Source organism: Brevundimonas sp. (assembly GCF_044336875.1).
Lineage (GTDB): Bacteria > Pseudomonadota > Alphaproteobacteria > Caulobacterales > Caulobacteraceae > Brevundimonas.
The window spans coordinates 1-26877 of record NZ_JBIIOP010000018.1 but is presented as its reverse complement, the minus strand read 5'-3'; the positions used below and the strand labels follow the sequence as shown (position 1 = coordinate 26877).

The 26877-nt window shown below is 68.5% G+C and carries 25 protein-coding genes; 21 read left to right on the top strand and 4 right to left on the bottom strand.

Features of this window, described 5'->3' with window-relative positions; all coding sequences use genetic code 11:
• Positions 1 to 48: 48 nt before the first annotated feature.
• Genes ACIQ1T_RS16015 through trbB form a run of 3 tightly spaced genes read left to right on the top strand, consistent with a single transcriptional unit; the run spans position 49 to position 2717 of the window.
• Positions 49 to 1332, top strand: coding sequence for a TonB-dependent receptor plug domain-containing protein (locus tag ACIQ1T_RS16015; protein ID WP_395945549.1), 1284 nt, complete (start codon positions 49 to 51; stop codon positions 1330 to 1332).
• A complete protein-coding gene (locus ACIQ1T_RS16010; RefSeq protein ID WP_395945548.1) occupies positions 1319 to 1768 on the top strand; it encodes a hypothetical protein in 450 nt (149 codons plus the stop codon). Before ACIQ1T_RS16015 ends, ACIQ1T_RS16010 begins: the two co-directional genes overlap by 14 nt.
• A complete protein-coding gene (gene trbB, locus ACIQ1T_RS16005) occupies positions 1761 to 2717 on the top strand; it encodes a P-type conjugative transfer ATPase TrbB (protein WP_395945547.1) in 957 nt (318 codons plus the stop codon). The genes ACIQ1T_RS16010 and trbB overlap by 8 nt, the downstream gene beginning before the upstream one ends.
• A 67-nt stretch (positions 2718 to 2784) precedes the next feature.
• Here trbB and ACIQ1T_RS16000 read toward each other — a convergent pair whose 3' ends face one another.
• Together ACIQ1T_RS16000 and ACIQ1T_RS15995 are read right to left on the bottom strand one after the other, a co-directional pair.
• Complete coding sequence (locus ACIQ1T_RS16000; RefSeq protein ID WP_395945546.1) at positions 2785 to 4020, bottom strand: type II toxin-antitoxin system HipA family toxin; 1236 nt, start codon at positions 4018 to 4020, stop codon at positions 2785 to 2787.
• Entirely contained in the window at positions 4020 to 4628 is a 609-nt protein-coding gene (locus tag ACIQ1T_RS15995; protein ID WP_395945592.1) for a helix-turn-helix domain-containing protein, read from the bottom strand. Before ACIQ1T_RS15995 ends, ACIQ1T_RS16000 begins: the two co-directional genes overlap by 1 nt.
• 574 nt (positions 4629 to 5202) lie before the next feature.
• Between ACIQ1T_RS15995 and ACIQ1T_RS15990 the strand changes: the two genes are divergently transcribed.
• The 12 genes from ACIQ1T_RS15990 (at position 5203) to ACIQ1T_RS15935 (ending at position 15949) form a co-directional block, all read left to right on the top strand.
• On the top strand, positions 5203 to 6414 hold the full coding sequence (locus ACIQ1T_RS15990) for a hypothetical protein (RefSeq protein WP_395945545.1): 1212 nt from the start codon (positions 5203 to 5205) through the stop codon (positions 6412 to 6414).
• A gap of 425 nt (positions 6415 to 6839) precedes the next feature.
• On the top strand, positions 6840 to 7160 hold the full coding sequence (locus tag ACIQ1T_RS15985; protein WP_395945544.1) for a TrbC/VirB2 family protein: 321 nt from the start codon (positions 6840 to 6842) through the stop codon (positions 7158 to 7160).
• A complete protein-coding gene (locus tag ACIQ1T_RS15980) occupies positions 7160 to 7432 on the top strand; it encodes a VirB3 family type IV secretion system protein (protein WP_395945543.1) in 273 nt (90 codons plus the stop codon). Before ACIQ1T_RS15985 ends, ACIQ1T_RS15980 begins: the two co-directional genes overlap by 1 nt.
• A 7-nt stretch (positions 7433 to 7439) precedes the next feature.
• On the top strand, positions 7440 to 9863 hold the full coding sequence (gene trbE / locus ACIQ1T_RS15975; protein WP_395945542.1) for a conjugal transfer protein TrbE: 2424 nt from the start codon (positions 7440 to 7442) through the stop codon (positions 9861 to 9863).
• Positions 9814 to 10551 carry a conjugal transfer protein TrbJ gene (locus ACIQ1T_RS15970; protein ID WP_395945541.1) on the top strand — a complete coding sequence of 246 codons (738 nt, stop codon included), beginning with the start codon at positions 9814 to 9816 and terminating at the stop codon, positions 10549 to 10551. Before trbE ends, ACIQ1T_RS15970 begins: the two co-directional genes overlap by 50 nt.
• 5 nt (positions 10552 to 10556) lie before the next feature.
• A complete protein-coding gene (locus ACIQ1T_RS15965; protein WP_395945540.1) occupies positions 10557 to 11936 on the top strand; it encodes a type IV secretion system protein in 1380 nt (459 codons plus the stop codon).
• A gap of 2 nt (positions 11937 to 11938) precedes the next feature.
• On the top strand, positions 11939 to 12622 hold the full coding sequence (gene trbF, locus ACIQ1T_RS15960; protein ID WP_395945539.1) for a conjugal transfer protein TrbF: 684 nt from the start codon (positions 11939 to 11941) through the stop codon (positions 12620 to 12622).
• Positions 12601 to 13524, top strand: coding sequence for a P-type conjugative transfer protein TrbG (gene trbG, locus ACIQ1T_RS15955; protein WP_395945538.1), 924 nt, complete (start codon positions 12601 to 12603; stop codon positions 13522 to 13524). The genes trbF and trbG overlap by 22 nt, the downstream gene beginning before the upstream one ends.
• The gene (locus ACIQ1T_RS15950; RefSeq protein WP_395945537.1) at positions 13521 to 14708 is read left to right on the top strand and encodes a TrbI/VirB10 family protein; all 1188 of its coding nucleotides are present in this window, start codon (positions 13521 to 13523) and stop codon (positions 14706 to 14708) included. Before trbG ends, ACIQ1T_RS15950 begins: the two co-directional genes overlap by 4 nt.
• Complete coding sequence (locus ACIQ1T_RS15945) at positions 14702 to 15292, top strand: lytic transglycosylase domain-containing protein (RefSeq protein WP_395945536.1); 591 nt, start codon at positions 14702 to 14704, stop codon at positions 15290 to 15292. The genes ACIQ1T_RS15950 and ACIQ1T_RS15945 overlap by 7 nt, the downstream gene beginning before the upstream one ends.
• Positions 15289 to 15564, top strand: coding sequence for a hypothetical protein (locus ACIQ1T_RS15940; RefSeq protein ID WP_395945535.1), 276 nt, complete (start codon positions 15289 to 15291; stop codon positions 15562 to 15564). The genes ACIQ1T_RS15945 and ACIQ1T_RS15940 overlap by 4 nt, the downstream gene beginning before the upstream one ends.
• On the top strand, positions 15557 to 15949 hold the full coding sequence (locus tag ACIQ1T_RS15935) for a helix-turn-helix transcriptional regulator (RefSeq protein WP_395945534.1): 393 nt from the start codon (positions 15557 to 15559) through the stop codon (positions 15947 to 15949). Before ACIQ1T_RS15940 ends, ACIQ1T_RS15935 begins: the two co-directional genes overlap by 8 nt.
• 384 nt (positions 15950 to 16333) lie before the next feature.
• Here ACIQ1T_RS15935 and ACIQ1T_RS15930 read toward each other — a convergent pair whose 3' ends face one another.
• Entirely contained in the window at positions 16334 to 16858 is a 525-nt protein-coding gene (locus ACIQ1T_RS15930) for a TetR/AcrR family transcriptional regulator (RefSeq protein ID WP_395945591.1), read from the bottom strand.
• A gap of 231 nt (positions 16859 to 17089) precedes the next feature.
• Between ACIQ1T_RS15930 and ACIQ1T_RS15925 the strand changes: the two genes are divergently transcribed.
• Positions 17090 to 17788, top strand: a complete 699-nt coding sequence (locus ACIQ1T_RS15925) for a Coq4 family protein (RefSeq protein ID WP_395945533.1) — start codon at positions 17090 to 17092, stop codon at positions 17786 to 17788.
• Between the two features lie 13 nt (positions 17789 to 17801).
• Here the strand turns inward: ACIQ1T_RS15925 and ACIQ1T_RS15920 are convergent, their stop codons facing one another.
• Positions 17802 to 19484 (bottom strand): FAD-binding dehydrogenase, encoded by a 1683-nt coding sequence (locus tag ACIQ1T_RS15920; RefSeq protein WP_395945532.1) that lies wholly within the window; start codon positions 19482 to 19484, stop codon positions 17802 to 17804.
• A 217-nt stretch (positions 19485 to 19701) separates the two neighbouring features.
• Here ACIQ1T_RS15920 and ACIQ1T_RS15915 point away from each other — a divergent pair, with 217 nt between their 5' ends.
• The 5 genes from ACIQ1T_RS15915 to ACIQ1T_RS15895 all read left to right on the top strand — a co-directional run bounded on the left by ACIQ1T_RS15915 (position 19702) and on the right by ACIQ1T_RS15895 (position 26755).
• Positions 19702 to 22677, top strand: a complete 2976-nt coding sequence (locus ACIQ1T_RS15915) for a TonB-dependent receptor (protein ID WP_395945531.1) — start codon at positions 19702 to 19704, stop codon at positions 22675 to 22677.
• Positions 22678 to 22896: 219 nt separating this feature from the next.
• Positions 22897 to 23376, top strand: coding sequence for a hypothetical protein (locus tag ACIQ1T_RS15910; protein ID WP_395945530.1), 480 nt, complete (start codon positions 22897 to 22899; stop codon positions 23374 to 23376).
• Between the two features lie 97 nt (positions 23377 to 23473).
• Positions 23474 to 25582, top strand: a complete 2109-nt coding sequence (locus ACIQ1T_RS15905) for a TonB-dependent receptor (RefSeq protein ID WP_395945529.1) — start codon at positions 23474 to 23476, stop codon at positions 25580 to 25582.
• A gap of 155 nt (positions 25583 to 25737) precedes the next feature.
• The gene (locus ACIQ1T_RS15900) at positions 25738 to 26019 is read left to right on the top strand and encodes a helix-turn-helix domain-containing protein (protein WP_395945528.1); all 282 of its coding nucleotides are present in this window, start codon (positions 25738 to 25740) and stop codon (positions 26017 to 26019) included.
• 121 nt (positions 26020 to 26140) lie between these two features.
• A complete protein-coding gene (locus tag ACIQ1T_RS15895) occupies positions 26141 to 26755 on the top strand; it encodes a type IV toxin-antitoxin system AbiEi family antitoxin domain-containing protein (RefSeq protein ID WP_395945527.1) in 615 nt (204 codons plus the stop codon).
• Positions 26756 to 26877: the final 122 nt, after the last annotated feature.

Genomic DNA, 26877 nt, shown 5'->3' with positions numbered 1-26877 from the left:
CGGACGGTCTTTCTCATCGACGTCATTCGCGTCGAGGGGAGAGAAGTTATGAATCGAGTGAATTTGTTATGCGGCTGCGCCCTGGCGTCGTCGGTGGTCGCGACCGACGCGGCCCGGGCGGAGGAGGCGCGGGTGTACGCCATTCCCGCCGGGACGCTGGCCGAGGCGCTGAACCTCTATGCGACCCAGTCGGACCGCCAGATATTCTTTGCGACGCCCCTGGTCGAAGGACGGACCTCGGACGGCCTGCAGGGGCGGTTCGCGCCGGACGACGCACTGAACCGGATCCTGGCCGGCTCGGGCCTGACCTGGTCCGCGACGCGGCCGGGCCTCATCTATCTGCGGCGGGTGGAGAGCGAGACGATCCGCCGGCCCGCGACGACGGAACTCTCGGAGATCGTGGTCACCGGCACCCTGCTGCGGTCGTCGGGGCCGCCGTCTTCGCCCGTGGCGGCCCTGGATCGCGATGCGCTGGATCGCCGGGGTTTGGGGACCGTCGCCGAGGTCCTGGCGGAGCTGCCTCAGAACTATGCGGGCGCGGGGACCCCGGTCGCCACGACCACGGGGGCGGACCGGGGCGGCTCGAACGGCGCCTATGCCTCCGGCGTGAACCTGAGAGGTCTCGGGCCGCAATCGACCTTGCTGCTCGTCGACGGCCGACGTCTGGCGGGGTCCGGGTTTCGGGGGGAGCTGAGTGATCTGTCCGCGCTGCCGTCCGGCGCGGTCGAGCGGGTCGACATCCTCCTCGACGGCGCCTCCGCGATTTACGGCCCGAACAACGGGATCCTCGACAATTGTCATGTCTACACCGCCTTTTCCGCGCTGGATCCGTTGACGCAGGACAAGGTGTCCAGGCTGACGGGGACCATATCGGAGCCGCGGATCAGTCGCAGCGCCCCGGCGCTGATGGGCAAGGGCAATAGCGTCGTATCCCGTTCGACCCTGGAGCGGCCCCTGCTCGAACCCGGCGAGATCCGCGCGCTCCCGGATGACCGACAACTGGTGTTCGTCGCCGGTCAGAAGCCGTTGCGCGCAACCAAGCTCAAGTACGACCGTCGCGAGCCGTTCCGGACGCGGGCCCGGGTCGCCGCGCCCGATCAGGCCTTGCGGCTCGACACGCCGCCCGCGCCTTTTCACCCGTGGGCAGGGCGGCGATCGGTCGGACGGGACGAAGCGGCGAGCCTGCCCCTGTTCAAGGAGGTGGCCGCCGCGATGGAGGACAAGAAGACCGCCGCCCGGGTGGCCGAGGTGATGGGGAGGGTCACGCAGGAGATGGCCGCCAGCGAGGCGGTGCTCAATCATTTGCAGGGACGCGCCAATGGCGAGGACTAGCTCATCGACCTGCCGGGTGCAGGTCTATCTCAACGACCCCAAGGTGGTGACGGGGCTGAACCGGGAGGCGCGCGCGGGGCGGATGCCCTTGAGCCAGGCCGCAGGGCGGATGATTGCGCGCGGCCTGCAGCACAACCCCCGCGCCGATCCGGAGGACCGCCTGGAGACGCTCGAACGATCGCTCAGGGATCATATGCGGGCGACGGCGCGCGACATGCAGATCGTCCAGGAACTGCTGGTCGAGGTGGCGCGCGCCTTCTTCCTGCGGCTTCCCGACGCGGTGATGGACGAAGATCCGACGGTGCAGGCTGCGGTCGAGCGGCGGATCGATCAGCTGCTCGACGCCACCGCCGCCCGGATCGTCGCCGGCCGGAAGCCGAAGGCGCCGGTCGAGCGTGGCGGCGGGAAGGCGGAGGGGAGCGGCGCGGATGAATGAGCGAAGCCTCGGGCGCGCGCGACGCCTGGACGCCTTGCGCCACGCCCTGGGCGACCGGATTCTTGAGGCGCTCTCGGACCCGGGGGTGGTCGAGGTCATGGCCAATCCCGACGGCCGGCTGGTCCTGGATCGCGCCGGAGAGGGACGATCGGACAGCGGTCTGGTCCTTACGGTCGAGGCGCGCGAACGAACGATCCGGCTGATCGCCGATCACGTCGGCGAGGTGGCCAATCGCGACAATCCGCGTCTGTCTGGCGTCCTGCCCGAAACCGGCGAACGCTTCCAGGCGGTCCTGCCTCCGCTGGCGCAGGCGCCGACCTGGTCGATCCGCAAGCGACCGTCGCGGGTCTGGTCGCTCGACGACTATGTCCGCGACGGCGTCATGACCGTCGCCCAGGCGCGGGTGTTGAGGCAGGCGGTCGATCAAAGGCGCAACATCCTGATCTCCGGCGGCACGGGAGCGGGCAAGACGACCCTGGCCAATGCGGTGTTGCGGGAACCGGGCTTCGCCAACGACCGGGTGTTCCTGATCGAGGACACGCCCGAGCTCCTCTGCTCCGCATGGGACTGCGTGCAGGTCGTGACACGCCGGACCGCCCCTGTGGTCGGGGTCGGAGACCTTGTCAGGGATGCGCTCCGGATGCGGCCGGACCGCATCATCGTCGGGGAAATGAGAGACGGCGCCGCAGCCCTCGAGACCTTGAAAAGCTGGAATACGGGACACCCCGGCGGACTGTGCACCCTGCACGCCAATTCGGCGGCCGACGGGCTGCGACGGCTGGAGGATCTGATCGGCGAAGTCTCGCTCCGACCCTCGCTGCGGATGATCGGTCAGACCATCGACCGGATCGTTCATGTCCGGCGGACGTCTGCGGGGCGATCGGTGGAGACCGTGTTGGGTGTCGAGGCGGATGAGACGCAAGGGTATCGGACGACGGCGCTCGCCTGAGGCATGACCTGAAGCGCGTAGGTGCGAATCCGGCCCCGCGCCGCAAAATTTCGCGGACCCTCGTCTCCTACCGGTTTCGCGCCAGGGGCACGATTGCGAGGAGCCGATCGATCTCGGCCGCGAGGTCGTCAGAAATCGGCAGATGTCGGCGTTCGGCGCCCCAAACCTCGTGGAATCGATCGACGGCCTGGGCCGCCGCGTCTCGCGCCAGCGCTTCGGGAAACCCGGCCTTGGCGGCCATATAGACCACCTCGTCGAGCGTGAGCTCGTCCATCCGCTTCGTTCGCGCGAACTTCAGCGCCATGCCGTCATCGGGGATGTAGACGGTCGTCGACAGGAAGTCGTAGCCCGGAGACAGTTCGGGCGTGCGGCCGTCGCGATAGATCAGCGACCAGTTCTTCAGGTGCATGTCGGCATTGCCGATCAGGGTGTTGAACACCAGCCTCCGGATGAACTCGCGCACCCCGGCTTCGCCGGTCTCGAGCCAGAGGACCTTGGCAAGAGAGCGATAAGACCCCTTGTCGTATTTTTCGCCCGGATAGACGCCGAAGACCTGGGCGAAGTCCTCGATATGGATGCGTCCGCCGTCTTCCCGACGGTCGAACCGCCGGATGGCGAAGGCCTCTTCCTCGATCTTGCCGATACCGTCCGGCAGCCCCTCGATCCGATCGAGGGGCATGAGGTCGACATCGGGGATGTCCATGCCCATGGCGCGGGCCAGCCGCATCATTGAAAACTCATTGGCCGCCACGCCGTGAAATCGCATCGACGGCAGCTTGATGATCCAGTCCCCGCCGCGCCCGCTCGCCGGAATCGTCAGGCCGCCCTGGGCCTTCTCGACGGCTGAGAATTTCAGCTGCACCCCCGCAAGGGAGAACCTCAGGGCGCCTTGACCCGCCGCGCCCTCACGCCTTCCATTCGCGCGCTGGTCTTCGTCCTCTTCATCGAAGACGTCTTCCCCCAGCGGCCGCACGGTCACGGCGCCGGGCAAATCCGGCCCCAACACCTCAAGCAGCGGATACTCCCGTATCGCCTTGATGCCCGCGCGCCGGGCCAGATAATCGCGAAGCGCGCCCTCCGGCAGCAGGTTCGAAAAGAAGGGCGTCAGCCGTGTCTGGGTCGGCCTGTGAGCGCGCAAAAGGCCGCCTTGTTCGCCCTTGAACGACAGGCTGAGGGTCGGTCGATCCGGGTCGTCCGCATAGGCGTCGTCGAACGAGAAGATGGACTGGTCGCCCCCCAGAGCGGAGATCACGCCGACCTTGCGGTCATTGAGCAGGACTTCAAGCGCGTCGGCGGCCATCATTAGTCCTCGTCATCAAGACTGTAGGCGGGGCGCTCCGTATGAGGCGCGTGCATAAGGGTGTTTCTGAGTTGCTTCAGCCATGTCGCAGCATCCCTGTAGGTCTGCGCGTGGCTGGGACGTTCGGCCGGAGGATAGCGCAGGAAGCCTTCCAGATTGATCCTCAGCCGTTCCAGGTCGGCCGTGCGGACGGCCCCGCGCAAGGCCGGCGCGAGCGGCTCCAGGTCGTGAAGGCTGGACGCGATGGAGGCGATGTCTTCACGCCCGGGGGCGGCCTGCCGGGCCCGTTCGGCCAAGAGACGCAAGCCCGCCAAGAGCTTTCTGGCCGATCGCTCGTCCAACCGCTCCTCTGCCGAGCGAACCGCCGCCTCAACGGCGACAAGCGCGGTCCTCGGGACGAGCTGGAGATCCAGATCGAGCGAACGCGCGAGCTCGATCAGGGTCGACACCTGCAGATCCACCTCGCCGTTTTCGATCCGAGAGATTTGCGCCTGGGTCAGATGCGCTCGGGCGCTGAGGTCGCGCTGGCTCCAGCCCCTGGCCAGGCGTGCTTGACGGATCGCTCCCGTTAGCGGGTCCAAACTGTATCGTTTTGATGTCTTTTTCGGCATCACGAGGCCTGTCTGATATGGCGTTATATATCATATATCTGACTTTGGTCGAGGTTGATATATAATCAGGCATCAAATGGTCTATCAGATATAGAAATCTATATCAGGCTGACCTGCCTGTCCCCAAGCCCCCTTATCGCGTCGTCTCATTCCAGGCGCGTCCACAGGCCGCTCGAGATGTGACGAGGGGCGCCGCCATTCTTTTCCGGGATCGGAGAGGACATCGCCCAAGCGCCGGGGCTCGGCCGGCGACTGGACGCGATCCCCGGAATCGTCCCGGCGGCGCTTCACGCCGCGAACGGGGGCGCGGCTCAATGAAACCGCACTCGACCGCGAAGTTGAACATGCCGCCCAGGAGCCCGGCCGTCCGCCCAGCCGCGCCCCAGCCGCCCGCCGATGCGGCGTAGATGACGCGTGATCCGATAGAGGACGGCTCGCCGGATCCCTCGCTCCGACGCCGCCCAGATATCTCGTCTGTTCATGACAGCGTTGAGATTGGCTCATGAAAAGAATCCTATCGTTGCGGCCGGCGGGACCATATCTGGACAGCTTCACAATAATCTGGAGCCTCGACATGCGATCCGTACTCGCCTGGTCCGTCAGCCTGTCCCTTTTGCTCGGCGCGGCCGCCCCCCAGGCGCTCGCCGCTCAGGCGGAACCAAATCCCCCGCTCATCCCCGTGCTGGAGCAGATCACCGCTGCGGCCGGCACGCCCGTTCCGCGTTTCGCGGTCGATCCGACCTGGCCGCGAATGCCGCAGACGATGCTGTGGGGCGAGGTCAGCGGCGTCGCCGTGGACGCAGACGACAGTGTCTGGCTGGTGCATCGTCCGGACTCGCTGACCCCGACCGACAGCGGTTCGGCCCAGACGCCGCCGATCGCCCTGTGCTGCGAACCAGCGCCTGCAGTCGCCCACTTCAGCGCGGACGGGGAATTCCTGGGCGGCTTCGGCGGACCCGAAACGGCGCCGACGATCGACGGCGTCAACCAATGGCCGATCAGCCTGCACGGCATTTTTGTCGACGCCGACCGGACCCTTTGGTTCGCCGGGATCGGCCGGGGCGACCATGTCGTGGTCAACTACAGCCGCGACGGTCAGTTCATCCGCCAGATCGGTCGCCGCGACCAGACGAACGGCAACGCCGACGGGGCGACCCTGGGCAATCCGTCGGACGTCTATCGTGACGGCGATCAGGTCCTTGTCGCCGACGGCTACATCAACCGTCGCTTCCTGGGCTTCAATCGCGTGACCGGGGAGGCCTTCGGGATCTGGGGCGCCTATGGCCGTGCGCCGGCCCAACAGACGCGCCAGGGCGCCTTTGACACGAGCCAGGCCACCAGCACCGGCGCCTCAGGACCCAATCCCCATGCCGAAGAGTTTGGCGGCATCATCCACTGCGTCGTTCCGACCGGCGACGGTCAGGTCTATGTCTGCGATCGCCAGAACAACCGCGCCCAGCTGTTCGACATCGCCGAAGACGGAACCCTGACCTTCGTCCGCGATCTCGAGATCGCCGGCGCGACCGGCGGCCTGGGCACGGTGACGGACGTCGCCCTGTCGCCCGACAAGAAATACCTCTACGTTGGCGATATGATGAACGGGCGGGTCTGGATTCTCCTGCGCGCCACCCATGAGACCCTGGGCTCGATCGGCCGCATCGGCCGCCAGGCGGGCCAGTTCACCTGGATGCATTCCCTCGACACCGACAGCCAGGGCAACCTCTACGTCACCGAGGTCGGGACCGGCCGCCGGGTCCAGAAATTCGTCCTGACCGGCGTCCGGTAAGCGACGTCCGGCGGATGGCGCGGTCGCGACCCTGGTTCGCCAAAAGGGTCGCGACTGCGGCGACCGCGTCCGTGGAGAGGGGCGGCGAAGCCGATCAGCCTCCATCGGATCGTGACCGGCGACCGCCGGCGCGGGCGCGTGGCAGGGGATGCGGTCGTCGCCCGAGGCCTGGCCGCGTGACGGCGCGGTCTTGCGTGGACGCGCCGGGGCCGGGATCGCCGCGACTTGCATGAACTCGCCGGGGCGGATTTCGGCAGGGACGCCAATCACTTCCGCCGAGGGGGCTTCGACACCATCCGACCCTGTTTTGACTTGGATTCAAGTCATTGAAAAATCGCGTAAAAATCGTTTGACAGCATGTGGATAAGTCTGTTTGCAATGAGGTGCGACGGGGCGAAAAGCCCTGACATTTCAGGAAACAGACAATGCGTGGACAGATTTCACGCCGCCTCGGCGGCGCAGCGATAACCTGTGCCTTGCTGGCCGCCGGCCCGGCCTTCGCCGGCGGCTCGGGCATGCCCTGGGAAGGGCCGCTCCAGCAGGTGGTGCAGTCGATCACGGGGCCCGTGGTCCAGGCCGCCGCCGTGGTCGCCGTGGTGGTGTTCGGGGCGGGGGTGGCCATGAGCGAGAACGGCTCCTCCATGCGACGGGGGCTGGGCATCATGTTCGGCCTCTGCATCGCCTTCGCCGCCTCCACCTTCTTCCTCGACTTCTTCGGCTTCGCCGGCGGGATGGAGATCGCGTGATGGCCGCCGTCGGCGATCGACCCGAGGGCTGGGACCTGCCGGTGGCGCAGGCGCTCGCGGCGCCCGTGCTCATGGCCGGCATGCCGCGCGACTACGCCATCGCCATGGGGACCATCGCCCTGGTGCTGGGCCTGGCCTTGCGCATCTGGTGGCTCGGCCTGCTGTGGTGGGCGGTCGCCCATGCGCTCGGCCTGTGGGCGGCGCGATCGGACGTCCGCTTCTTCGATGTCCTGCGCCGGCATCTGGCCCTGCCGGGCCATCTGGACGCGTGAGGGCGGGATGCGGTTTCTCGACGAACATCGGCGCCGGCCCGCCGCGCTCGCGGACCACCTGCCCTGGGCGGCCATGATCGCGCCCGGGGTGGTGCTGAACAAGGACGGCTCCTTCACCGCCGGCTTCCGGTTCCGGGGACCCGACCTCGACTCCTCCACGGAGGAGGAACTGATGGCGGTCCGGGCGCGGCTGAACAACGCCCTCAAACGGCTCGGCACAGGCTGGTGCCTGCATGTGGAGGCGCGGCGGCGCACCGCATCCGCCTATCCCGAATCGGACTTCGACCTGGATGTGGCCTGGCTGGTCGACGCCGAACGTCGAGACCGGTTCGACGACGCCGACCCCGCCTATGAGACCGACTACCGGCTGGCCATGACCTGGCTGCCGCCGGTCGAGGACGGACGGCGCGTGGAGCGCTGGCTCTTCGACGGCCTCGCCGCCCGGGCGGGCGACTGGCGGCTGGCCCTCGAGCAGTTCCGCCGCGAGACCGAAACGACCTTCGATCTCCTGTCGGACGCCCTGCCGGAGATCGCCCGTCTCGACGATGCGGGCCTTCTGACCTGGCTGCACGATGGGATCTCGCCGCGCGCCATGACGGTGGAGCCGCCGGACCCGCCCATGTTTCTGGACGCCTGGCTGGCCGATGCGGCCCTGACCGGCGGAGTGTCCCCCCGGTTGGGGGACCAGTGGCTGCGCGTGGTCTCCGTACGCGGTCTGCCGTCGTCGACCCGGCCCGGCCTGCTTGACGCCCTGGGCGCCCTGGCCTTCGAGTATCGCTGGACGGCGCGCTGGATCGCCCTGGACAAGGCGGCCGCCGAACTCGAGATCGTCAAACTGCGCAAACGCTGGTTCGCCAAGCGCAAGGGCGTCGGCGTCCTGATGCGCGAGGCCATCACCAGGGAGGAGACGCCCCTGGTGGACACGGATTCCGTGTCCAAGACCGAGGAGTGCGACGGCGCCCTGGCGGCCCTGGGCTCGGACGCCTGCGCCTTCGGCTATCTGACCCTGACCGTGACCGTGCTGGACGGCTCGGAGGCGGGCGCAGCGGCCAAGGCCCGGGCCGTCGAAGCGGCGCTGAACGCCCAGGGTCTGATCGCCCGGATCGAGGATCTGAACGCGGTCGAGGCTTGGCTGGGATCCATGCCGGGCGAACCCTACGCCGATGTCCGGCGGCCGCTGGTCTCGACCCTGAACCTGGCCGACCTCCTGCCGGTGTCGGCGGTCTGGGCGGGACCGACCCGGGACGCCGCTCTGGAGGGGCCGCCGCTGGCGACCGCGCGGACGACCGGCTCGACGCCGTTTCGTCTGGTGCTTCATGTCGGCGACGTCGGCCACGCCATGGTGATCGGCCCGACCGGGGCGGGCAAGAGCGCCCTCCTGTCCTTCCTGGCCCTGCAATGGTTCCGTTATCCCGGCGGGCGGGTGGTGTTTTTCGACAAGGGCCGATCGGCGCGGGCCGCCACCCTGGCGGCCCAGGGATGTTGGCGCGCGCTGGAGCCCGGGGGCTCGATGTCCTTGCAGCCCCTGGCCCGGATCGACGAGGCGGGGGACCGCGCCTGGGCGTCGGAGTGGCTGGCCGAGACGATCCGCTTCGCCGGCCTCGAACCCACGCCGGGGCTGAGGCAGGCGATCTGGTCCGCCCTCGACGCCCTGGCCGCCGCGCCGATCGAACACCGCACCCTGACCGTCTTCTGCGCCCTGGTGCAGGATCGGGCGATCGCCGCCGCGCTGGAGCCGCTGACGCTGAAGGGGGCCCACGGCAGTCTGCTCGACGGCGCCGACAGCCGGCTGTCGCCGGGCCGGTTCGACACCTTCGAACTCGAAACCCTGATGGCGACGCCGTCGGCGACCGCCCCGGTCCTGTCGGCCCTGTTTCATGAGCTGGAAGCCGGTTTCGACGGCCGACCGACCCTGATGGTCCTGGACGAGGCCTGGCTCTTTCTGGGAGAGGGGGCGTTCGCGGCCAAGATCCGGGAATGGCTGAAGACCCTGCGCAAGAAACGGGTCTGCGTGGTTTTCGCCACCCAGAGCCTGGACGACGTCGCGGCCTCGCCGATCGCCGCCACCCTGGTCGAAAGCTGCCCCACCCAGGTCTTCCTGCCCAATCCGCGCGCCCTGGAGCCGTCATCGGCCGAACTCTACCGGGCGTTCGGGCTGAGCCGGCGCCAACTCGAACTGATCGCCTTCGCGCCGGCGAAGCGCGCCTATTACTGGCGACAGCCCCACGGTCGCCGCCTGTTCGATCTGCGCCTGACGGGCGTGGCCCTCGCCCTGTGCGGGGCCGGCTCGCCCGAGGATCAGAGCCTGATCGACACCGTGCTGGCGCAGGCCGGGCCGTCCGGCTTCGCCCGCGAATTCCTCAAAGCCAAGGGAGTGAAGAATGTGGAGTCCGTCCTCGACGCCTTCGCGCGTCCGCTCGCGGCCGAATAGCCGCCGTCTCGCCGGTGTCGTCGTCGCCGTCGCGCTCGTCGCGTCGCCGGCCGCCGCCCAGTATGTGGTGTTCGATCCGCGCAACCATCTTGAAAACGCGCTTCAGGCCGCGCGTCAGCTCGAGAGCCTGGCCAATGAGGCCCGCAGTCTGGCGGCGTCGCCCTACAGCCATCTGACCGCCAGCAACCAGTCGCTTCAGGACATGGCGGCCCTGGCCCGCACCGCCCAGGGGCTCGCCACCACGGTCGCGGGCCTGGAGCGTCAGTTCGACAGCCTCTACCCCGACGATCTGTCCAGCGCCGGCCTGGTCGACCTGATCGCCCAGGGCGAGGCGCGCCGGCGGACCGCCCGGCGCACGGCGAGCGATCTCGCGCGGCATGCGGCGGAACTTGAACGGCTCGGTGCGGGGCGGAGCGGACGGCTGAGCGGCGCGCTGGGCGCCAGCCAGGCGGCGCAGGGCCAGACGGCGGCGACCCAGTCGACCAACCAGATCCTGGCGGTGCTGGCCGAGGACCTGGCGGCGATGCGCCAGATCATGCTGGCCCAGTCGCGGCTCATGGCCGAACAGGCCGCGCGGGCCGAGGCCGACCAGGCGGCCGGGGATGCGGCGCGCCGGCGCGCCTGGGCCCGCGAGGCGCCGCCGCCGCCTGCGCCGGTCTTCGATCCCCTGCCCAAAGCCCGGGACTGACCCTCATGGCCGTCGGCATGGAGACCCCGAACGCGCTCATGGTGGTGTTCTCCAACACCGTCACGGCCGGGTTCGCGGCGCTGGAAGCCTCGGTCAACGGGGTGTTCGGCCTGATGATCGCCCTGGTCGTGGCCCTGACCGGGATCCAGTGGGCCCTGTCGCCCAATCGCGAGGTACTGGCCGCCGGCTTCGGCAAGGTGCTGCTGGTCGGCTTCTTCGCCTGGCTGATCAACGACTGGCAGCGCCTGGCCGAGACCCTCTACGCCGGCTTCATCGAACTCGGCCTGACCGCGGGGGGCGGAGCCCTGTCCCGCGCCGACTTCCTCAATCCGGGCGCCGTGCTCGGCCAGGGCTGGTCGATCGTCAAGGCGATCGGCGAAACGCCGCGGGCGGTCGACAATCCGCTCGACGTGATCGGCAACCTCGCCGACGCCCTGATCCTCGGCGTGGCCATGATCGGGATCATGCTGGCCTTCGCCGTCCTGGCGCTGCAGATCATCGTCGCCCTGCTGGAGTTCAAGATCGTCACCCTGGGCGGGTTCGTCCTCCTGCCGTTCGGCATCTGGTCGCGCACCGCCTTCCTGGCCGAACGTCCCCTCGGCTATGTGGTCTCGTCGGGGCTCAAGGTGCTCGCCCTGGCCATTGTGGTGTCGGGCGCGCGCACGGTGTTCGACCAGCTGCAGCCCTCGACCCAGCCCGACATCTACGAGGCGCTCAGCATACTGGTGGCCGCCATCCTCCTGGCCATGCTGGCCATCTTCATTCCCAACCTCGCCTCGGCCCTGGTGACCGGGGGGCCCGCGCTTGGGGCGGGAGCCGCCCTGACCGGAGGCTTGGCGGTCGGCGGCGCCGGCCTGGTCGCCGCCGCCGGCGTCATGGGGGCGGGCGCCGCAGTCGGAGGGGGCGCGGCGCGGATCGCCGGATCGTCTCGGGCGGCGGCCGGCGCGGGCGCCGGCCGCCCGGCCCCCGGGTCGCCGTCCTCGGGCGGGGCGTCGGGAGGTCCCGGCCCGGCGGGCTCGGCCCCGCGCGGCGGGTCCGGAGGTCGTTCATCGTTCTCCGCAGGCGCGTCCCCCCGCGCGTCCGGGGCGTCCGCCTCGGGGAGGGTGGGGACTGAATCGGCCGCGCCGTCCGACAAAACCGCTCCCTCGGGGGCCGACGGCGAGCCGGGCGCGTCCCGCCGCAGGGCGCGCGAGAGCGCCGCCGCCGCAGCGGACTTTCACCGGGCCGTGACGCATCAGAGAGGCGGGGCCCGGCTTCCAGCCCGGTCGACCGGGCGGTCGCGCGCCCTCCAGGCCTTCTTCGTCGCCAACGCCGGGCGCGGCCTGATGCCGTCCAGCGAGACCAGCGGCGTCCTGTCTCCCAGTCTCAAGTCCGAGGAGTCCTGACCATGCATCCCTTCTTCAGACCGCGTCGCGCCCTGGGATCCGCGCCGGAGAGCACGCCCTATCAACGCGCCGGCCAGATCTGGGACGATCGCATGGGCCTGTCCCTGGCCCACGCCCGCAACTGGCGCCGCCTGGCGCTGGCCAATCTCTGCCTGGCCGCCTTTCTGGGGGCCGGCTGGTGGGTCCAGGCCGACAGGGCCGTGGTGACGCCTTTCGTGGTGGAGGTGTCCGAATGGGGCGAGACCCAGAGGATCACCGCCCTGGGCGGTCGCTACCAGCCCAACGACGCCCAGATCGGACATGCCCTGGCCGGCTGGATTCGCGACGTACGCGCCAAGAGCATCGATCCCATCGTGCTGCGCCAGAACTGGCTGCGGGCCTATGATCTGATGACGCCCAGGGCGGCGGCCTTCCTGAACGACTGGGCCCAGGCCCATGACCCGTTCGCCGACGTCGGACGCGAGGCCGTCAATGTCGAGGTCCTGAACGTCGTGCGGCGTTCGGGCCGCACCTTCGATCTGCAGTGGCGCGAGACCCGGTTCGTCAACGGACAGTCGGCGGGGACCGAACGCTGGCGCGCCCTGATCACGACCAGGGTGGAGCCGCCCCGCACCGAAGCCGAGCTGATGAAGAACCCCCTGGGACTGAAGATAGAGGATGTGTCATGGACCCCCGACGCCTCGTGATCCTGGCCGGCGTCGTCGCCGGCCTCTGCAGCGCCCCCGGCGCTCTTCTCGCCGCCCCGCCTTCGGATCCGACGACGCCGCAGGGCGCGGACACGGCGCGCCCCTATCTGGAGGCCGCAGAATCCGCGCCGGTCCAGACCGGTCGACGCGCGATCGCCGCCGCCAACCGTCAGGCCCGGGCCGGCTCGCCGGCCGATCGGTTCGAGGGCGGGGATCTGGTCTTCGCCTGGGCGCCGGGGCGGCTTTACGAGGTCTGGGCGGCCCCGCTGAGGGTGACCACCCTGTCTCTGCCCCAGGGCGAAATCCTGATGGCCAAGGCGGCGGGCGACACCGTCCGCTGGCAGATCGGAGAGGCGGGGGCCGGGGAGGCGGCGACGGCGCAGACCCTCGTGCTCCTCAAACCCCTGCAACGCGGACTGGAGACCAATCTGGTCCTCACCACGAACCGCCGCATCTATCTGATCCATTTGAAGAGCGGCCCGTCGGACGGCTATAATCCCGCCGTTCGATGGGCGATCCCCGAGCCGCCGGCGACGAGGACGCCGAGCGCCGCCGCGACGGCGGAGCCGCTCGCCTCTGCGTCGATCCGCCCCGCCGCGCCCGAGAGGCCTCTGAACCTGGGCTACCGCATCGAACCGCGCGGCCGCCGCGCGCCCTGGACGCCGACAGCGGTGTTCGACGACGGAAGACGGACCTTCATCGCCTTTCCGCCGGAACTGCAGGTCGTCGAGGCGCCGGCCCTGTTCGTGATCGGCCCCGACGGGGAGCCGCAGTTCGCCAACTACAGACAGGCCGACAGCCTGTTCATCGTCGACAGGGTCTTCGACCAGGCCGAACTCCGGCTCGGGGATCGCCGGCCCCAGGTCGTTCGGATCCGGCGCCTCGCAGGAGGCGGGTCATGACCGGTTCGCCCAACAGGGGCGATGCGGCGGCCCCGTCGCCCGCCCCCGCGAAATCGCCGGCGCCGGACCTCAGCGGACGCGCGCCGCGACCGCCCGTGGTGCGGCTGCGACGCGCCGTCGTCCAGCTGATGGTGATCGCGGCGGCGGTGCTGGTCGCCGGATCTCTGGCCTGGGCCTTCGTGGTCCAGCCGGAGCTGCGCGCGGCGGCGCGGACCCGGGCCGTCGACGGTCGAGAGACCGTCAACCGCGGACCGGTGCGTCCGGCCGAGGTCGTCACGGACCAGCCCGCCTCCTATGACCGGCTGCCTGAACCCCGGACCGCCGCCCCGGAACCCGTCGACACCGCAGCGGCCCTGAACGGGGCGTCGGGCGGGACCCGCCGGCCGTCTGACGCGGCCGCGCACGGCGGTCGCGCCGAGGGGCCGTCGCCGTCACAGCTTGCGGCCCGCTCCAGCCTGTTCTTCGACGACGGCGCGCCCGTCCGAACCGCGGCGCCGGCGCCGCTCCCCCGGACGACCGCGCCCCCGACGGCCGAAGGATCCGGTGCGGCGCGCGACGACGACGGCGTCTACAATCCCCATCGGTTGAGCGCGCCTAGGTCGCCCTATGAGCTCAAGGCGGGATCGATCGTGTCGGCCGTCCTGCTGACCGGCGTCGACACCTCGCGGCCGGGGCCCGTGATCGCAACCGTCACCCAGAATATCTACGACACCGTCACCGGCCGGCGCCTGCTGGCGCCCCAGGGAAGCCGGCTTCTCGGCCGTCATGAGGGCGACAGCCGCTATGGCGACCGCAAGGCCTTTCTCGCCTGGGAGCGGCTGATCCTGCCGAACGGCAAGAGCCTGGTGCTGGACGCCGAACCCGGCGTCGACGCCCAGGGCGCGACCGGGGTGCAGGGCCGGGTCGATCGGCGCATCGGCGCCCTGGTGACCGGAACCCTGTTCGCCGGCGCGATCACCACCCTGGGGCAGATGGCGCGTGACGAGGGCGGGCGCGGCGGCGGATCCTTCCTCGGCGACGCCGGAGACGCCGCCGCCATCGAAGGGGCCCGGGTCGGGGGGCGGTTGATCGATCGCGAGCTCGAGGTGCGGCCGGCGATCCGCATCCAGGCCGGCGGTCTGGTGCGGGTGCTCGTCACCCGAGACCTGATCCTGGAGCCCTATCGGGCGGTGATGACATGGTGAGGTTGGCGCTCCTCGTCCTGATCGGGGTCTCGGGACCGGCCCATGCCCAGGTCGTCGACTGGCGGCGGGCGGGCGGAGACCTGTTCGGCGCGCCGTCCCGGGACACGCGCGATGCGACGTCCGGCCCGGAGGCCCAGCGCCTGCCCGAGCTTGATCCGCCGTTCAGGCTGGCGCTGAACGCGGCCGCCGAACGGCACAATCTCGATGTGAAGCTGCTTCAGGCGCTCGTGCTGACCGAAAGCGGTTTCCGGCCGGATGCGGTGTCGCCGGCGGGCGCGGCCGGTCTGACCCAGTTGATGCCCGCCACCGCGCGGGAGCTGGGCGTCCGGGACCGGTTCGATCCCGCCGAGAATCTTCTGGGCGGCGCGGACTATCTGGCGCGACAGCTCGTCAAATTCGGCGACGTCCGCCTGGCCCTGGCGGCGTACAACGCCGGGCCGGCGCGCGTGCAGAGGCTGGGGCGCGTGCCGCGGATCGCGGAGACGCAACAGTATGTCGCCACGGTGATCGAATGCTATCTGGCGCTGACGGCGGGCCGCGACGTCCGGTCGCCGGGCGCCTGCCGCGTCGAGGCGGCGCCATGATCCCCCCGACGGCGGACCCGGCCCAGGGGGCGGGCGACGGCGACCTGCTCACTCGAAAGGAGGCCTCGGCCTTCCTCGCCGGGCTCGGCGTCCGCCTGAAGCCGGCGACCCTGGCGCGCCTCTGGTCGACAGGCGGGGACGGGCCGCCCTGCCGGCATGTGCGGTCGAAACCCTATTATCCGCGTGCGCTGTTGCGCGACTGGGCCCTGTCGCAAATATCAGAGGTGCGCTCGGCCGCGCCTGCGGCGGCGAGGGCGCGGCGTCGTGGCTGAGGCGGTCGACCAGGACGTCGGCGGACCGGGTGACCGCATGCTGAGCTGGGCGCAGGTGCGGGCCATCACCGGCGTCAGTCGCACGACGGCCTGGCGAATGCGGAAGTTTGACGCCTTCCCGCGTCCGGTGGCGCGCTCGCCGGGGCGAATCTGCTGGTGGGAAAGCCAGATCATGGCCTGGGGGCGGACACGCGGCCCAGGCCTCATCAAACCGCCGAAGGCGCCGCGTCTGAAGGGCGTGCCGCGACGCCCGCGGCCCGCGCCCATGCCGGCCCAGGTCCCCGAGCCCCGCCCAGACCCGGCGCCCGAGATGCGCGACGCAGGCCGGCGCCGAAAGCCGCGAAAACACACCGCCGCAGCTAATCAGATCGACTTCGGCTTCTAGCAGAGGGGCGCACGGCGGGCCTCCGTCGAAGGGAGTCGACGCGGCGTCGGCTACAGAAAACGCCGACGGCGGGTCAGCCGCTTCAGAAGGCTGTCCAGCCCGATCATGATGTTGGCCAGGAGGGTCATCAAGGACCCATATAAGAGGCTTCCAGGCGGCTCGCCAATAAACAGCGCGTGGCGCCGGCGCCCAGGATCGGCGGCGACGTCCAGAATGGCCTGGGGCCTGAGCGCTGACGGTAGAGGTCGCACATCGGCGCGGGCCTTCTTAAGCGCCGCCACAGGGCTTTGCGCATGGCGGTGTCGATCTCTTCAGATCGTGGAGGACCGCGCCCAGCCGGTCACGTGCGACGCTGGCGCCAAGTCGCAATACGGATCGCCAGGCCTAGTGAGAATGCGCGACGAAATAGGGCAGCAGGCCGGCCACGACCCGCCGGCTGGCGGTCTCGTCCTGCTCCAGCATGTTCTTCAGGGGCGGACCGATCAGGGCTTCGCCGAAAGCGCTGAGGGCGATGAACAAGACCGCAGAGGACAGTCGGCTGCGGCTTTCGTCCGTGGGCTCGCCGAGCTTTTCCTGGATGGCGCGGACCAGGTCGGTGACCGCGTCCCTGACCGGCTCCAGATGAGACAGGTCGCCCTTTAGGACGATCCAGGCGGCGAGCTTGCCTGCGCCGCCCTCCGCGAAGGCGTCGAAAACGGCGTTGACCAGTTCCAACGGCGCGCCCTCATCCGTGCGCAGCCGCGCAATGGCCTCGTCGAGGGCCTTCGCCAGATCCGCCACCATCGAACCCATCAGCGCCGACTGAAGCCCCTCTGCAGAGCCGAAATGATGGATGAGGTTGGCGTGGGTCATGCCGAGGTCTTCGGCCACCGCCTTGAGGGTGACCGAGTCCGGTCCTCCGGCGAGCAGCCGAGCGCGTGCACAGGTCAGCGCCTCCGCACGGGCTTCGTCCGGGGTGCGTCGGCGTCGACGAACACGCTCTATTGACATCGCTGTTAGTTACATCCATGTAGATAGTAGAGGGTTAAGCGCACAGGCGGGAGAGAGCAAGTGACAGCCGAAACTATGGTCGTACACGGCGGTTTTCAGGCGGCGCCGCCACGGTCAGCGAGCCGGCTTCAGCCTCGAAAGGTCGAGCCCATGAGGGCCTTGCGCGCCTTGCGACGGTTGATCGCGAACAAGGAAGACACGACCCAGGTGTTCGAGATCATGAACGCTCTGGCCGGCGACTCGGTGCGGCGCGGCTATCTCAGGATGCTTGAGCAGGTCGAAGGCTCGCGGCAGGCGTTCCTGATGATCGAACTCGCCGACCGCCTGCAGGATCGGGCCTGGCTGGACGCCCTGCCTTCCGGCAGCGTCGGTCGCGCCTATCTGACCTTCATCGACGAGCGCAACCTGTCGGCCTACGGCCTCGCCGACGAGAGCCGCAAGGTCGCCGACACCGAGATCGAGGCCGCCCACCCCTACGCCTGGTATGCCCGTCGCCTGCGCGACATCCACGACCTCTGGCACATTCTCACCGGCTATCGCACCGACGCCCTGGGCGAGGCCTGCGTGGTCGCCTTCTCGCTGCCCCAGACCCGCAGCCCAGGCTTCGGCCTGATCGCCGCCGGGGTTGCTCTGGAGGCGGCCCGGGCGCGGACGGGGCACCCTTGCGCCCGCGCGATCCTGCAAGCCTGGCGCCGCGGCCGACGCGCGGCCTGGCTGCCCGGCCTCGACTACGAAGCCCTGATGTCGGAGCCGCTGGACCAGGCGCGCGCGCGCCTCGGCCTGGCCGGTCCGACCCTGTACGATCGGATTCCGGTCGAACTGCGCAACGCCTTGCTGACGCCCGCCTGACCTGAGCGGGGGGCTAGGCGCGCGAAAGACCCGCCATGGCCCGGCCCGCCGCCCGCCCGGTGAACAGGCAGCCGCCCAGGAACGTCCCCTCCAGGGCGTTGTAGCCGTGCGCCCCGCCGCCGCCGAACCCGGCGGCCTCACCGGCGGCGTAAAGGCCCTCCAGGACAGACCCGTCGGACCTGAGCGCCCGGCTCTCGAGATCGGTCTGCACGCCGCCCAGGCTCTTGCGGGTCACGACATGGAGTTTGACGGCGATCAGCGGGCCGGCCGAGGGATCGAGGATACGGTGAGGCCGCGCCACCCTCGCCAGGCGATCTCCCAGATAGCGCCGCGCATTATGGATGCCCTGGACCTGGAGATCCTTGGCGTAGGGATTGGCGATCTGCCGGTCTCGGGCCTCGACCGCGTCGCGCACCGCCTGCGGGACCAGGAGCGGGGTCGGCGTCAAGGCGTTCATCCGCTCGACCAGCGTCTCCAGATCGTCGGCGACCACGAAGTCCTCGCCCTGCCGCTTGAAGGCCTCCACTTCCGGCGACGCGCCCTTGCCCAGCCGGGTCTTCAACACCTCGATCCAGTTCCCTGAGGTGATGTCGCCGTTCTGCTCCGATCCGGACAGGGCGAACTCCTTTTCGAGGATCGCCTGGGTGAGGATGAACCAGGAATGGTCGTGCGCAACCAGGTCCGGCGTGGTGCGCAGATGGCGCAGCGTCGCCAGGGTGTCGTAGCCGGGCGCAGCCGGAAACGGCAGACGGCGCCCGAGGGCGTCGAGCCAGAGCGAAGACGGGCCCGGCAGGATCCTGATCCCATGCCCCGGCCAGATGGGCCGCCAGTTCCGCACGCCCTCGACATAGTGCCACATCCGGTCACGGTTCACGATCCGCGCCCCGGCCGCCTCGGCGATGTCCAGGCCCCGGCCGTCGACATAGGCCGGGACCCCGGTGATCATCTCGCGGGGCGGCGTCCCCAGGCGCGCCGGCCAGGCCCGCCGCACCCGCTCATGATCGCCGCCTAGTCCTCCCGTCGCCATCAGGACGGCCGGAGCGCGCAGCGTGAAGGTCCCGACCGCGTCCCGGCTGGAGGCGACGCCGCGCGGCGCCGCGTCGGGCGCCAGACGCGTCCCGGAGACCCCGGTCACGCGGCCGGCTTCCACGATCAGATCGTCCACCCGGCAGCGCGTATGGCGGCTCAATCGTCCAGCACGCTCCGCCTCCAGGGCGCGGGCGGCGAACGGTCCGCTCACGCCGGTCCCCGTCCCCCAGGCCACATGGAACCGCGGCACGGAGTTGCCGTGACCGCCGGCGCGGCCGTCGCCCCGTTCGGCCCAACCGACCATGGGGGTCAGCCGCACGCCGTTCTGACGCAGCCAGGCGCGCTTCTCTCCGGCGGCGAACTCGACATAGGCCCGGCCCCAGCGCGCCGCCCATTCGTCCTGCGGCAGGATCCCCTCGGTCCGATCCCAGCCCGCACTGCCGCGCCAGTCCGACCAGGCGAGGTCGAGGCTGTCGCGTACGCCGAGACGGCGTTGCTCAGGACTGTCGACGAGGAACAGGCCGCCGAACGACCAATAGGCCTGGCCGCCCAGGTTCGATGCGTTTTCCTGATCCACCAGGGCCACGCGCCGCCCCGCTCGCACCAGTTCGTCGGCGGCGACCAGGCCGGCCAGGCCGGCCCCCACGATCACGGCGTCAAACTCCATCCTCTTCTCCGTCCTGATCCGCACGGGGCGCCGCACAGGCGGGCCTCCTCACCGCGCCATCAACCAACATCGCTGTCAATAGGTATTGACATGTCAGTGAGTAGTGCGAAGTTGCCGACAACCGTCGGTGGCCCCGCCCCGCCTGACGGAAAACATCAGGCGGGAGGAAACGCACATCACGCGTCGCGACCACGCCGACGTGTTTCGGGAGGACTTCATGGCTTCTACGGCCTGTATACGCGCGCGCCTGGCGATTTCCGTATCCGCGACGGCCTTGCTGACGCTCTCCGCGCCGGCCTTCGCCCAGACCCTCGGCTCACAGACCGAGCACTCACCCACGGTGGTGGGCGACATCATCGTCACCGCCCAGAAGCGCGAGCAGTCGATCCAGGATGTGCCCATCGCAGTCACGGCCCTCTCGTCGGAAACCCTCGAGACCCTGCGTATCGAGGGCGGCTCGGAACTGTTGCGCGCCGTGCCGAACGTCAGCTTCTCCAAGTCCAACTTCAGCATGTATAATTTCTCGATCCGGGGCGTCGGGACCAAGGCCGTGTCCGCCTCCAGCGACCCGGCGGTCGCGGTGAGTTTCAACAACACCCCTCTGATCCGAAACCGGTTGTTCGAACAGGAGTATCTCGACGTCGCCCGGGTGGAGGTCCTGCGCGGCCCGCAGGGGACCCTCTATGGCCGCAACGCCACCGGCGGCGTGGTCAACATGTTCCCTGAACTGCCGCAGTTCGACACCGAAGCCTTCGCCACCGGCGAACTGGGCGATTACGACACTCGCCGGGGCCAGGCCATGATCAATATTCCGCTGGGCGACGCGTTCGCCGTGCGCGGGGCCTTCGCCTTCACCCAGCGTGACGGGTTCGACTACAACAGTTTCAACGACACCCGGGTGAACGACCGTGATCTGTTCACCACCCGTCTGTCTGCGCGCTGGGAGCCCGCCGACCGGTTCCGCGCCAACCTGATATGGGAGCATTTCGAAGAAGACGACCGGCGTTCGCGCACCGGCAAGCAGTTGTGCACCCGAGATCCCGGCCCCGCCCAGGTCGGGTCGGCCGTCGTCCCCACCGGCTTCCTCCAGGACCAGCTGAGCCAGGGTTGCCTGCCCGGGTCGCTCTATGCTGACGCCGCCTTCGGCGCGCCCAACGGCGGCTCTTTCGGGCCGATCCGGCTGTTGTCTCTCGCCCCCACCCTCGGGTTCGATCTCGACTTCAATCTGATCAGCCCTGTTCCCCTCGGCAGTGATCCTTACGAGGGGGTGGTCCAGTCGCGAGACCTGCGCGAGATCGCCACCAGCTTCGACCCCGTCTTCAGGGCCAAGAACGACGTCCTCCAGATCAATCTGGCCTTCGACCTCAGCGACACCCTGACCCTTCATTCCCAGACCGCCTACGCCAAGGACGACTATTACGCCTCGCAGGACTACGCCCGGTACGTCTCCAATCCGGCCTTCTCAGACAGCAATCAGGTCTATGACTTCTTCGGCGATCCCTTGCCGTCGCCGGCGACGCCGGGCGGCGTCTACACCGACCCGCAACTGGGGCCGTCGGATCGAATCCTGTCCGTCGACATCAGCCGATCGGACAATCGCCAATGGTACCAGGAGTTCCGGCTGCAGTCGGATAGGGGCGGGCGCTTCAACTTCAGCCTGGGCGCCAACTATCTCGATTTCAAATCCCAGGACGACTATTTCGTCTTCAACAACACCTTCTCGCTGATCGCAGAATATTTCTACAATTTCGAGTTCCGGCCCGACGGCAGTATCGGCACACGGCCCTGCGACGCGACCGCCCCGGACGAATGCGTCTACGTCGATCCCAATCCCCTGAATGCGATCAACGAGAACGGGCACAATTATTTCCGCAGCAAGAACGTCATCCACACCCGTTCCTGGGCGGTGTTCGGGGAAGGCTACTGGGATCTGTCGCCAGACCTGCGCCTAACGACCGGGTTCCGCTACACCGAGGACCGCAAGGTCACCACCCCCTATCCCAGTCAGCTCTTGCTCGGCGCCGCGCTGGACGGCACGCCGGGCGCGGGCACCGGCGGCTATGTACGCGAGGGCTATTACGCCCTGGCCGACATCAAGCAGAAGTGGGAAGCCCTGACCGGTCGCCTGGTGCTGGACTGGAAGCCGGACCTGTCCTTCACCGAGGACACCCTCGTCTACGGCTCGCTGTCGCGGGGCTACAAGGGGGGCGGGACCAATCCGCCGCGCCTCGATCTGAATCCGGCCGTGGTCCAGTATCTGCCCCTGGCCAGCACCTTCGAGCCCGAATACGTCACCGCCTTCGAGATCGGGACCAAGAATACGGCGCTGGACGGCAAGCTCCGGCTCAACGCCACCGGCTTCTACTATGACTACAAGGACTATCAGGTCTCCCAGATCGTCGACCGGATTTCGCTGAACGAGAATTTCGACGCCACCCTCTGGGGCGTGGAACTGGAGGTCGTCTACAAGCCCGCCCCGGCCGTCCAGATTGACGGCAATCTCGGCTATCTGAAGACCCGCGTCGCCGACGGCGAAGGCTCGATCGACGTGATGAACCGCACCCAGGGCGACCCGGATTGGATCACCTTGCGGCCGTGGATTCAGGTTCCATCCAACTGCGTGGCGCCACGCGAACTGGCGGAGACCATCCTCAACGGCGACTTCGGCAATGAGTTCGCCACCTTCGCGCTCAGCGCCCTGTGCGCCGGTTCGTCGCGGTTCGGCACGTTCAATCCTGACTTTGCGTCGAGCCTGCCGTTCTACAGCTTCTACGGCTTCACCTATGATCCTCTCACGGACGCGCCGAACGGCGGCCGCGGTTTCGAGGCGGACCTCAGCGGCAACGAACTGCCCAATTCCCCGAACTGGACCGCCAATATCGGCGCCCAGTACACCTGGTCCTTCGGCGACTGGGACCTCACCGCGCGCGGCGACTACTATCGCCAGGGCGAGAGTTATTTCCGGATCTACAACACCGCCTACGACCGCCTGGAAGGCTGGGACACCGTCAATCTGTCCGTGCGGTTGGAAGACGCGCAGCGCGGCCTCTCCCTGCAGGCCTACGTCAAGAACCTCTTCGACGACGCGCCGATCGTCGACGCCTTCACCAACAGCGACGACACCGGCCTGACCACAAATGTCTTCACCCTCGATCCAAGGCTCGTCGCGGTGCGGCTGACCAAGACCTTCTGACGACGTCCCCAAGGACCACGCCGCCAGACGAACGACCCAACCGCGCGCCTGGGCGGGCGATCCCGCCTGGCTGGAAAGTGTCGGCATAACGCATTGTTTTAAAAGAAACTTGTGGTTGACTCATTCCTATTTCTAGCGCTGTTAATAGGAGCCTCCACCGAGGCAGGAACCACCAAACAAGAGCCCCCTTGAGAGGCTCGTATTTTAGGGAGGACTATCATGATGAAGAAGCTGTCCCTGGCCCTTGCGGCCATCGCCACCGTCGCCATGGCGGCGCCCGCCTTCGCTCAATCCTTCACGCCCCCGACCGGCACGAAGACGGGATCCGGCGCCGTCACCCTGTCGCAGACCACCGTGGTCACCTGCAACGTCAGCCTGACCGCGACGCCGTTCACCGCCGCCTCCGTGCCCATCCCCACCCGGTCGATCTCGCCCGGCAGCGCGCTGTGCATCGCGGTCGTGCCTTACGGCGCTTGGAGCGCGGCCGTCGTGCCCGGCTCGACCACCCTGATCGACCTGACCATCGGTGCCAACACCGTCGCCAACGACCCCTGCTACGGCACGGTGCGGGTGGCCTGGAATAATGCGACCATGACCGCCACCTTCAACAACAACACCCTGCCGGCGGTGAATCCCAATGGCCGCGCCTGCGTCATCCGCAGCGGCTCGATCCGGATTCCGGGCCTGACGATCGTCTGATGCGGCGGTTCCCGGAACCTGTGACCTGAACAGCCTGGCCGGACGTCTCAGACGTCCGGCCTTTTTCGCCGTGGATGACGAGGGCGCCTAGATCGCCATGATCGCCCCCTTCCTGATGGATTTTCCCGTCCCTCTGATTGTGCAGGTCGAGACGGCGCCCGCCCCGACGGTCCTCGAAGACGTGGCCGTGGTCGGACGCCGCGGCGCCGCCCGCGTGGCGCCCGAGCGCGAGCTTGATGCGGACGCGATCGACACGCTCGGCGCCTATGATATCGGCGAAGTCGTCGCCCGATTCGGCCAGACCCTGAGCCTGACCCAACCGCCCGTGGTCATCGTCAACGGCCGACGGGTCTTCGACGCCGGCGCCTTCCTGGCCTTTCCGGCCGACGCCCTCGTCCGCATCGAAGCGCTTCCGGCGCAGGCGGGCGCCCTTTATGGCGGCGATCCTTCCCGGCGCGTGCTCAACATCGTTCTGGCCCCCGAATTCCATAGCCGAGACGCCTTGGCGAAGGCGTCGCGACCCACCGCGGGCGGGGCCTCCACGCTCGCCCTGGACGCCCGACGTTCTGCGTTGAAGGACACCCAGACCCTCCAGTTCGGACTCCAGGGCGGACGAACCACCGCATTACGGGCGGACGAACGTGAGGACGGCCCCGGCGACCCACGCACGCTTCGCCCCGCCGTCGAGACCTTCACCGCCAACATGTCCGCCACGGGCGCACTCGGCGCATGGGCCGGTTCGTTCAGCGCCGCTCTCCAGAGCCAGGGCGTCCGTCTGACGTCCGGGACTTCAGGCGCTCCCCAAGACATCCGTCAGAACACCGACACTCTAACGGTCGCCGCCGGCCTGACGGGGCAGGCCTTCGGCTGGTCCGTCAGGTTCGGTCTGGACGGCCTGGCCGCCGAGAACCGCCAGGAGGAACAGACAGCGTCCTTGGCGGACAGCCGGGCGCTGTCCGCCACTGTCTCTGTCGACCGACGACTGACCGACCTTCCCGCAGGGCCGCTGGTGGTGACGGCGGACGCCCTCTATTCCCGCGCCTGGTTCGGGACCAGAACCCCCGATCTGACGGAGAGACGATCATCCCAGGGGCTGGCCCTGAGATCTGGCGTGGCGGTCCCGCTCTGGTCCCCCCTTGTGACGGAGCGGGGCGGGCTCGGCGCGCTGTCCGCGAATCTCGGCGTCCGACTGGATGTGCTCGATGGCGGCGGCGCAGACGGCCAGGGGATGAACGCCGGGCTGAGCTGGACGCCTGCGGCCTGGCTGCAGCTTGCGGGACAATGGGCCCGCGGGACCGAACCGCCCTCGCGCGAACAGAGATTTGATCCGCTCCTCTATGGGGCGCCCCGGACGGTCTATGATTTTCGCCTCGGCGAAGCCGTCGAGATCTTGCCGCTCTCGGGGGGCGATCCGGACCTCAGATCCCAGCAGACCCAGACCTTTTCCGTTACCACCTCCGTCGGGCCATTCGGCCGCTGGGCGCTTCAGGCCGGCCTGGATTACCAGAGCGCGAACACCACTGATGCGGTCGGCGCTCTGCCGCCGTTGAGCCCTGAGATCGAAGCCGCTTTTCCTGACCGCTTCTTGAGGGACGCCGCTGGACGGCTCGTCGGTATCGATGAGCGGCCCATCAATTTTGAGGCGCTCGCCAGCCGCACCCTGTCCACCAGTTTAACGGCGAGTCTTCCGTTCGGCGGCGGCCCGGAAGGCTCGCGGCGGCGCGGTTCGCTGCAGTTGGCGCTGAACCATGTTTGGCGGATCGAAGACGCCGTCGTCATCCGTCCCGACCTGGGCGCCTTGGATCAACTCAAGGGGGATGGCGGCGGGGTGGCGCGGCGCCAACTGATGCTCAGACTGGACGGACGATACGGCCGGTGGGGTGCGAACCTGGATTTCGGATGGCGAAGCGGGGCGCGCATCCGAAAGATCCTGGGGCGGAACGACGATGATGATCTGCGCCTCTCCTCCTTCGCCGCACTCAACCTCAAGGTCAGCACCGCCTTGGGGAGGCTGAAAGAAACGGTCCCGCAGGCCGAGGGCCGAGGCCGATCCACCCCCCTGCGCGTCGCGCTCGAAGTCGAAAATCTGTTCGACGCCCGCCCGACCGTGCGGTTGGGCGATGGGCGGCCAGCGCCGGGTTACGGCCGGAGCGCACAAGATCCATTGGGAAGGATCGTTCGCGTCCAGATCAGCCACAGGTTCTGATCGGAGGTCGGCGGCTCGTTCGTGAAACCAATCCCGCGCGGGTGACCTAACAATGCTCAGCCCAGAAGTTCTGGCGGCCGTGTCAGCGTACGGGGACATCTGTCGGTGTCGCCGTACGCTGACATGATAGTGGCCTATGCAGGCGGGAGGCTGCCATGATCATTCGTTCGGCTAGGGAACTGGGCGCCGCCGTTAAGGCGCGTCGCAAAGCTTTAGGCGAGGATCAGGCTGCTCTGGCGTCTCGTTCGGTGTGTCGCGGCAGCTGGATCAGCGCTCTGGAGAACGGCAAGTCCACCCTGGAGCTTGGTCTCGTCCTACAGACGCTAAGGGCTCTGGACATGCCTCTATCCATCTCGCCTGGTCAATCGAGCCGCACCGCCTCGTCGGCGTCACGCACTGACCTTAACGCGCTCATCGATGCGGCGCGCCGTCGATGACCGGCCGTGTGCTCACCCGCAATGCATCCAGCCCGAGCCATAGCCCCAGTTTCGCGCAGCCAAGCGATATGATACAAATCCTCGGACATTAGGGTCTAACGTCAGAGGATTTGTTACTTTAGTGGCTAGACCGGCGACCAATCGCATCCTGGCGCGTAGGCTCCTCAGCCGCGGCGCTATCAAACGAACGTTTGAACTCCGTGAGGCCGGCGTTCATCCCGCTACGCTGGCGCGTATGGAGGCGGATGGTGAAATCCTTCGTCTTGGCCGGGGGCTTTATCAAGCGAGCGGCGCACAGATCACGGCCGAACACGATCTGGCGGAGGCGGCGCTAAGGGCGCCAACGGGGGTGATTTGTCTGGTTTCCGCCCTAGCCTTCCATGGGCTCACGGACCGACTGCCCTCCAAGGTTTGGATCGCCATTGGTGCAAAGGACCATGCGCCCCCGCCTCAATACAGGCTGAAGATCGTTCGGTTCAACGAGCGTCTCCTGATGCAGGGCGTCGAAAGCCATACGATCGAGGGCGTGCGCGTGCGTGTCTTCGACGTCGCCAAGACGATCGCAGACTGCTTCCGTCATCGTAGTGCGGTCGGCCTGAACCTAGCCCTGGAGGGCATGGAAACAGCACTGCGGGATCGCAAGACGACGCCTGCAAAGCTCGCCAAAGCTTTTGCCGAGGGCCGGGTCGCAACCGTGGCTCGTCCCTATCTCGAGGCGCTGTCCGCCCATGGCTAGGCTCAGGACCCATTGATGGGAGGCGCGCGATCTGATTCAGGCTCCTGAGGAGTCTGGATTATGAGCGACCTGTATTGGCTGACGGACGAGCAGATGGCTCGGCTGGAGCCCTATTTCCCCAA

Excerpts from the sequence above, each read along its gene's own strand:
- trbE (WP_395945542.1), top strand. The coding sequence starts at position 7,440 with ATGCGGTTTCTCGACGAACATCGGCGCCGGCCCGCCGCGCTCGCGGAC.
- ACIQ1T_RS15905 (WP_395945529.1), top strand. The coding sequence starts at position 23,474 with ATGATCGCCCCCTTCCTGATGGATTTTCCCGTCCCTCTGATTGTGCAG.
- ACIQ1T_RS15970 (WP_395945541.1), top strand. The coding sequence starts at position 9,814 with ATGTGGAGTCCGTCCTCGACGCCTTCGCGCGTCCGCTCGCGGCCGAAT.
- ACIQ1T_RS15910 (WP_395945530.1), top strand. The coding sequence starts at position 22,897 with ATGATGAAGAAGCTGTCCCTGGCCCTTGCGGCCATCGCCACCGTCGCC.
- ACIQ1T_RS16015 (WP_395945549.1), top strand. The coding sequence starts at position 49 with ATGAATCGAGTGAATTTGTTATGCGGCTGCGCCCTGGCGTCGTCGGTG.
- ACIQ1T_RS15990 (WP_395945545.1), top strand. The coding sequence starts at position 5,203 with ATGCGATCCGTACTCGCCTGGTCCGTCAGCCTGTCCCTTTTGCTCGGC.
- ACIQ1T_RS15985 (WP_395945544.1), top strand. The coding sequence starts at position 6,840 with ATGCGTGGACAGATTTCACGCCGCCTCGGCGGCGCAGCGATAACCTGT.
- ACIQ1T_RS16000 (WP_395945546.1), bottom strand. The coding sequence starts at position 4,020 with ATGATGGCCGCCGACGCGCTTGAAGTCCTGCTCAATGACCGCAAGGTC.
- trbB (WP_395945547.1), top strand. The coding sequence starts at position 1,761 with ATGAATGAGCGAAGCCTCGGGCGCGCGCGACGCCTGGACGCCTTGCGC.
- trbF (WP_395945539.1), top strand. The coding sequence starts at position 11,939 with ATGCATCCCTTCTTCAGACCGCGTCGCGCCCTGGGATCCGCGCCGGAG.
- ACIQ1T_RS15920 (WP_395945532.1), bottom strand. The coding sequence starts at position 19,484 with ATGGAGTTTGACGCCGTGATCGTGGGGGCCGGCCTGGCCGGCCTGGTC.
- ACIQ1T_RS15940 (WP_395945535.1), top strand. The coding sequence starts at position 15,289 with ATGATCCCCCCGACGGCGGACCCGGCCCAGGGGGCGGGCGACGGCGAC.
- trbG (WP_395945538.1), top strand. The coding sequence starts at position 12,601 with ATGGACCCCCGACGCCTCGTGATCCTGGCCGGCGTCGTCGCCGGCCTC.
- ACIQ1T_RS15900 (WP_395945528.1), top strand. The coding sequence starts at position 25,738 with ATGATCATTCGTTCGGCTAGGGAACTGGGCGCCGCCGTTAAGGCGCGT.
- ACIQ1T_RS16010 (WP_395945548.1), top strand. The coding sequence starts at position 1,319 with ATGGCGAGGACTAGCTCATCGACCTGCCGGGTGCAGGTCTATCTCAAC.
- ACIQ1T_RS15925 (WP_395945533.1), top strand. The coding sequence starts at position 17,090 with ATGAGGGCCTTGCGCGCCTTGCGACGGTTGATCGCGAACAAGGAAGAC.
- ACIQ1T_RS15965 (WP_395945540.1), top strand. The coding sequence starts at position 10,557 with ATGGCCGTCGGCATGGAGACCCCGAACGCGCTCATGGTGGTGTTCTCC.
- ACIQ1T_RS15945 (WP_395945536.1), top strand. The coding sequence starts at position 14,702 with ATGGTGAGGTTGGCGCTCCTCGTCCTGATCGGGGTCTCGGGACCGGCC.
- ACIQ1T_RS15915 (WP_395945531.1), top strand. The coding sequence starts at position 19,702 with ATGGCTTCTACGGCCTGTATACGCGCGCGCCTGGCGATTTCCGTATCC.
- ACIQ1T_RS15950 (WP_395945537.1), top strand. The coding sequence starts at position 13,521 with ATGACCGGTTCGCCCAACAGGGGCGATGCGGCGGCCCCGTCGCCCGCC.
- ACIQ1T_RS15995 (WP_395945592.1), bottom strand. The coding sequence starts at position 4,628 with ATGCCGAAAAAGACATCAAAACGATACAGTTTGGACCCGCTAACGGGA.
- ACIQ1T_RS15980 (WP_395945543.1), top strand. The coding sequence starts at position 7,160 with ATGGCCGCCGTCGGCGATCGACCCGAGGGCTGGGACCTGCCGGTGGCG.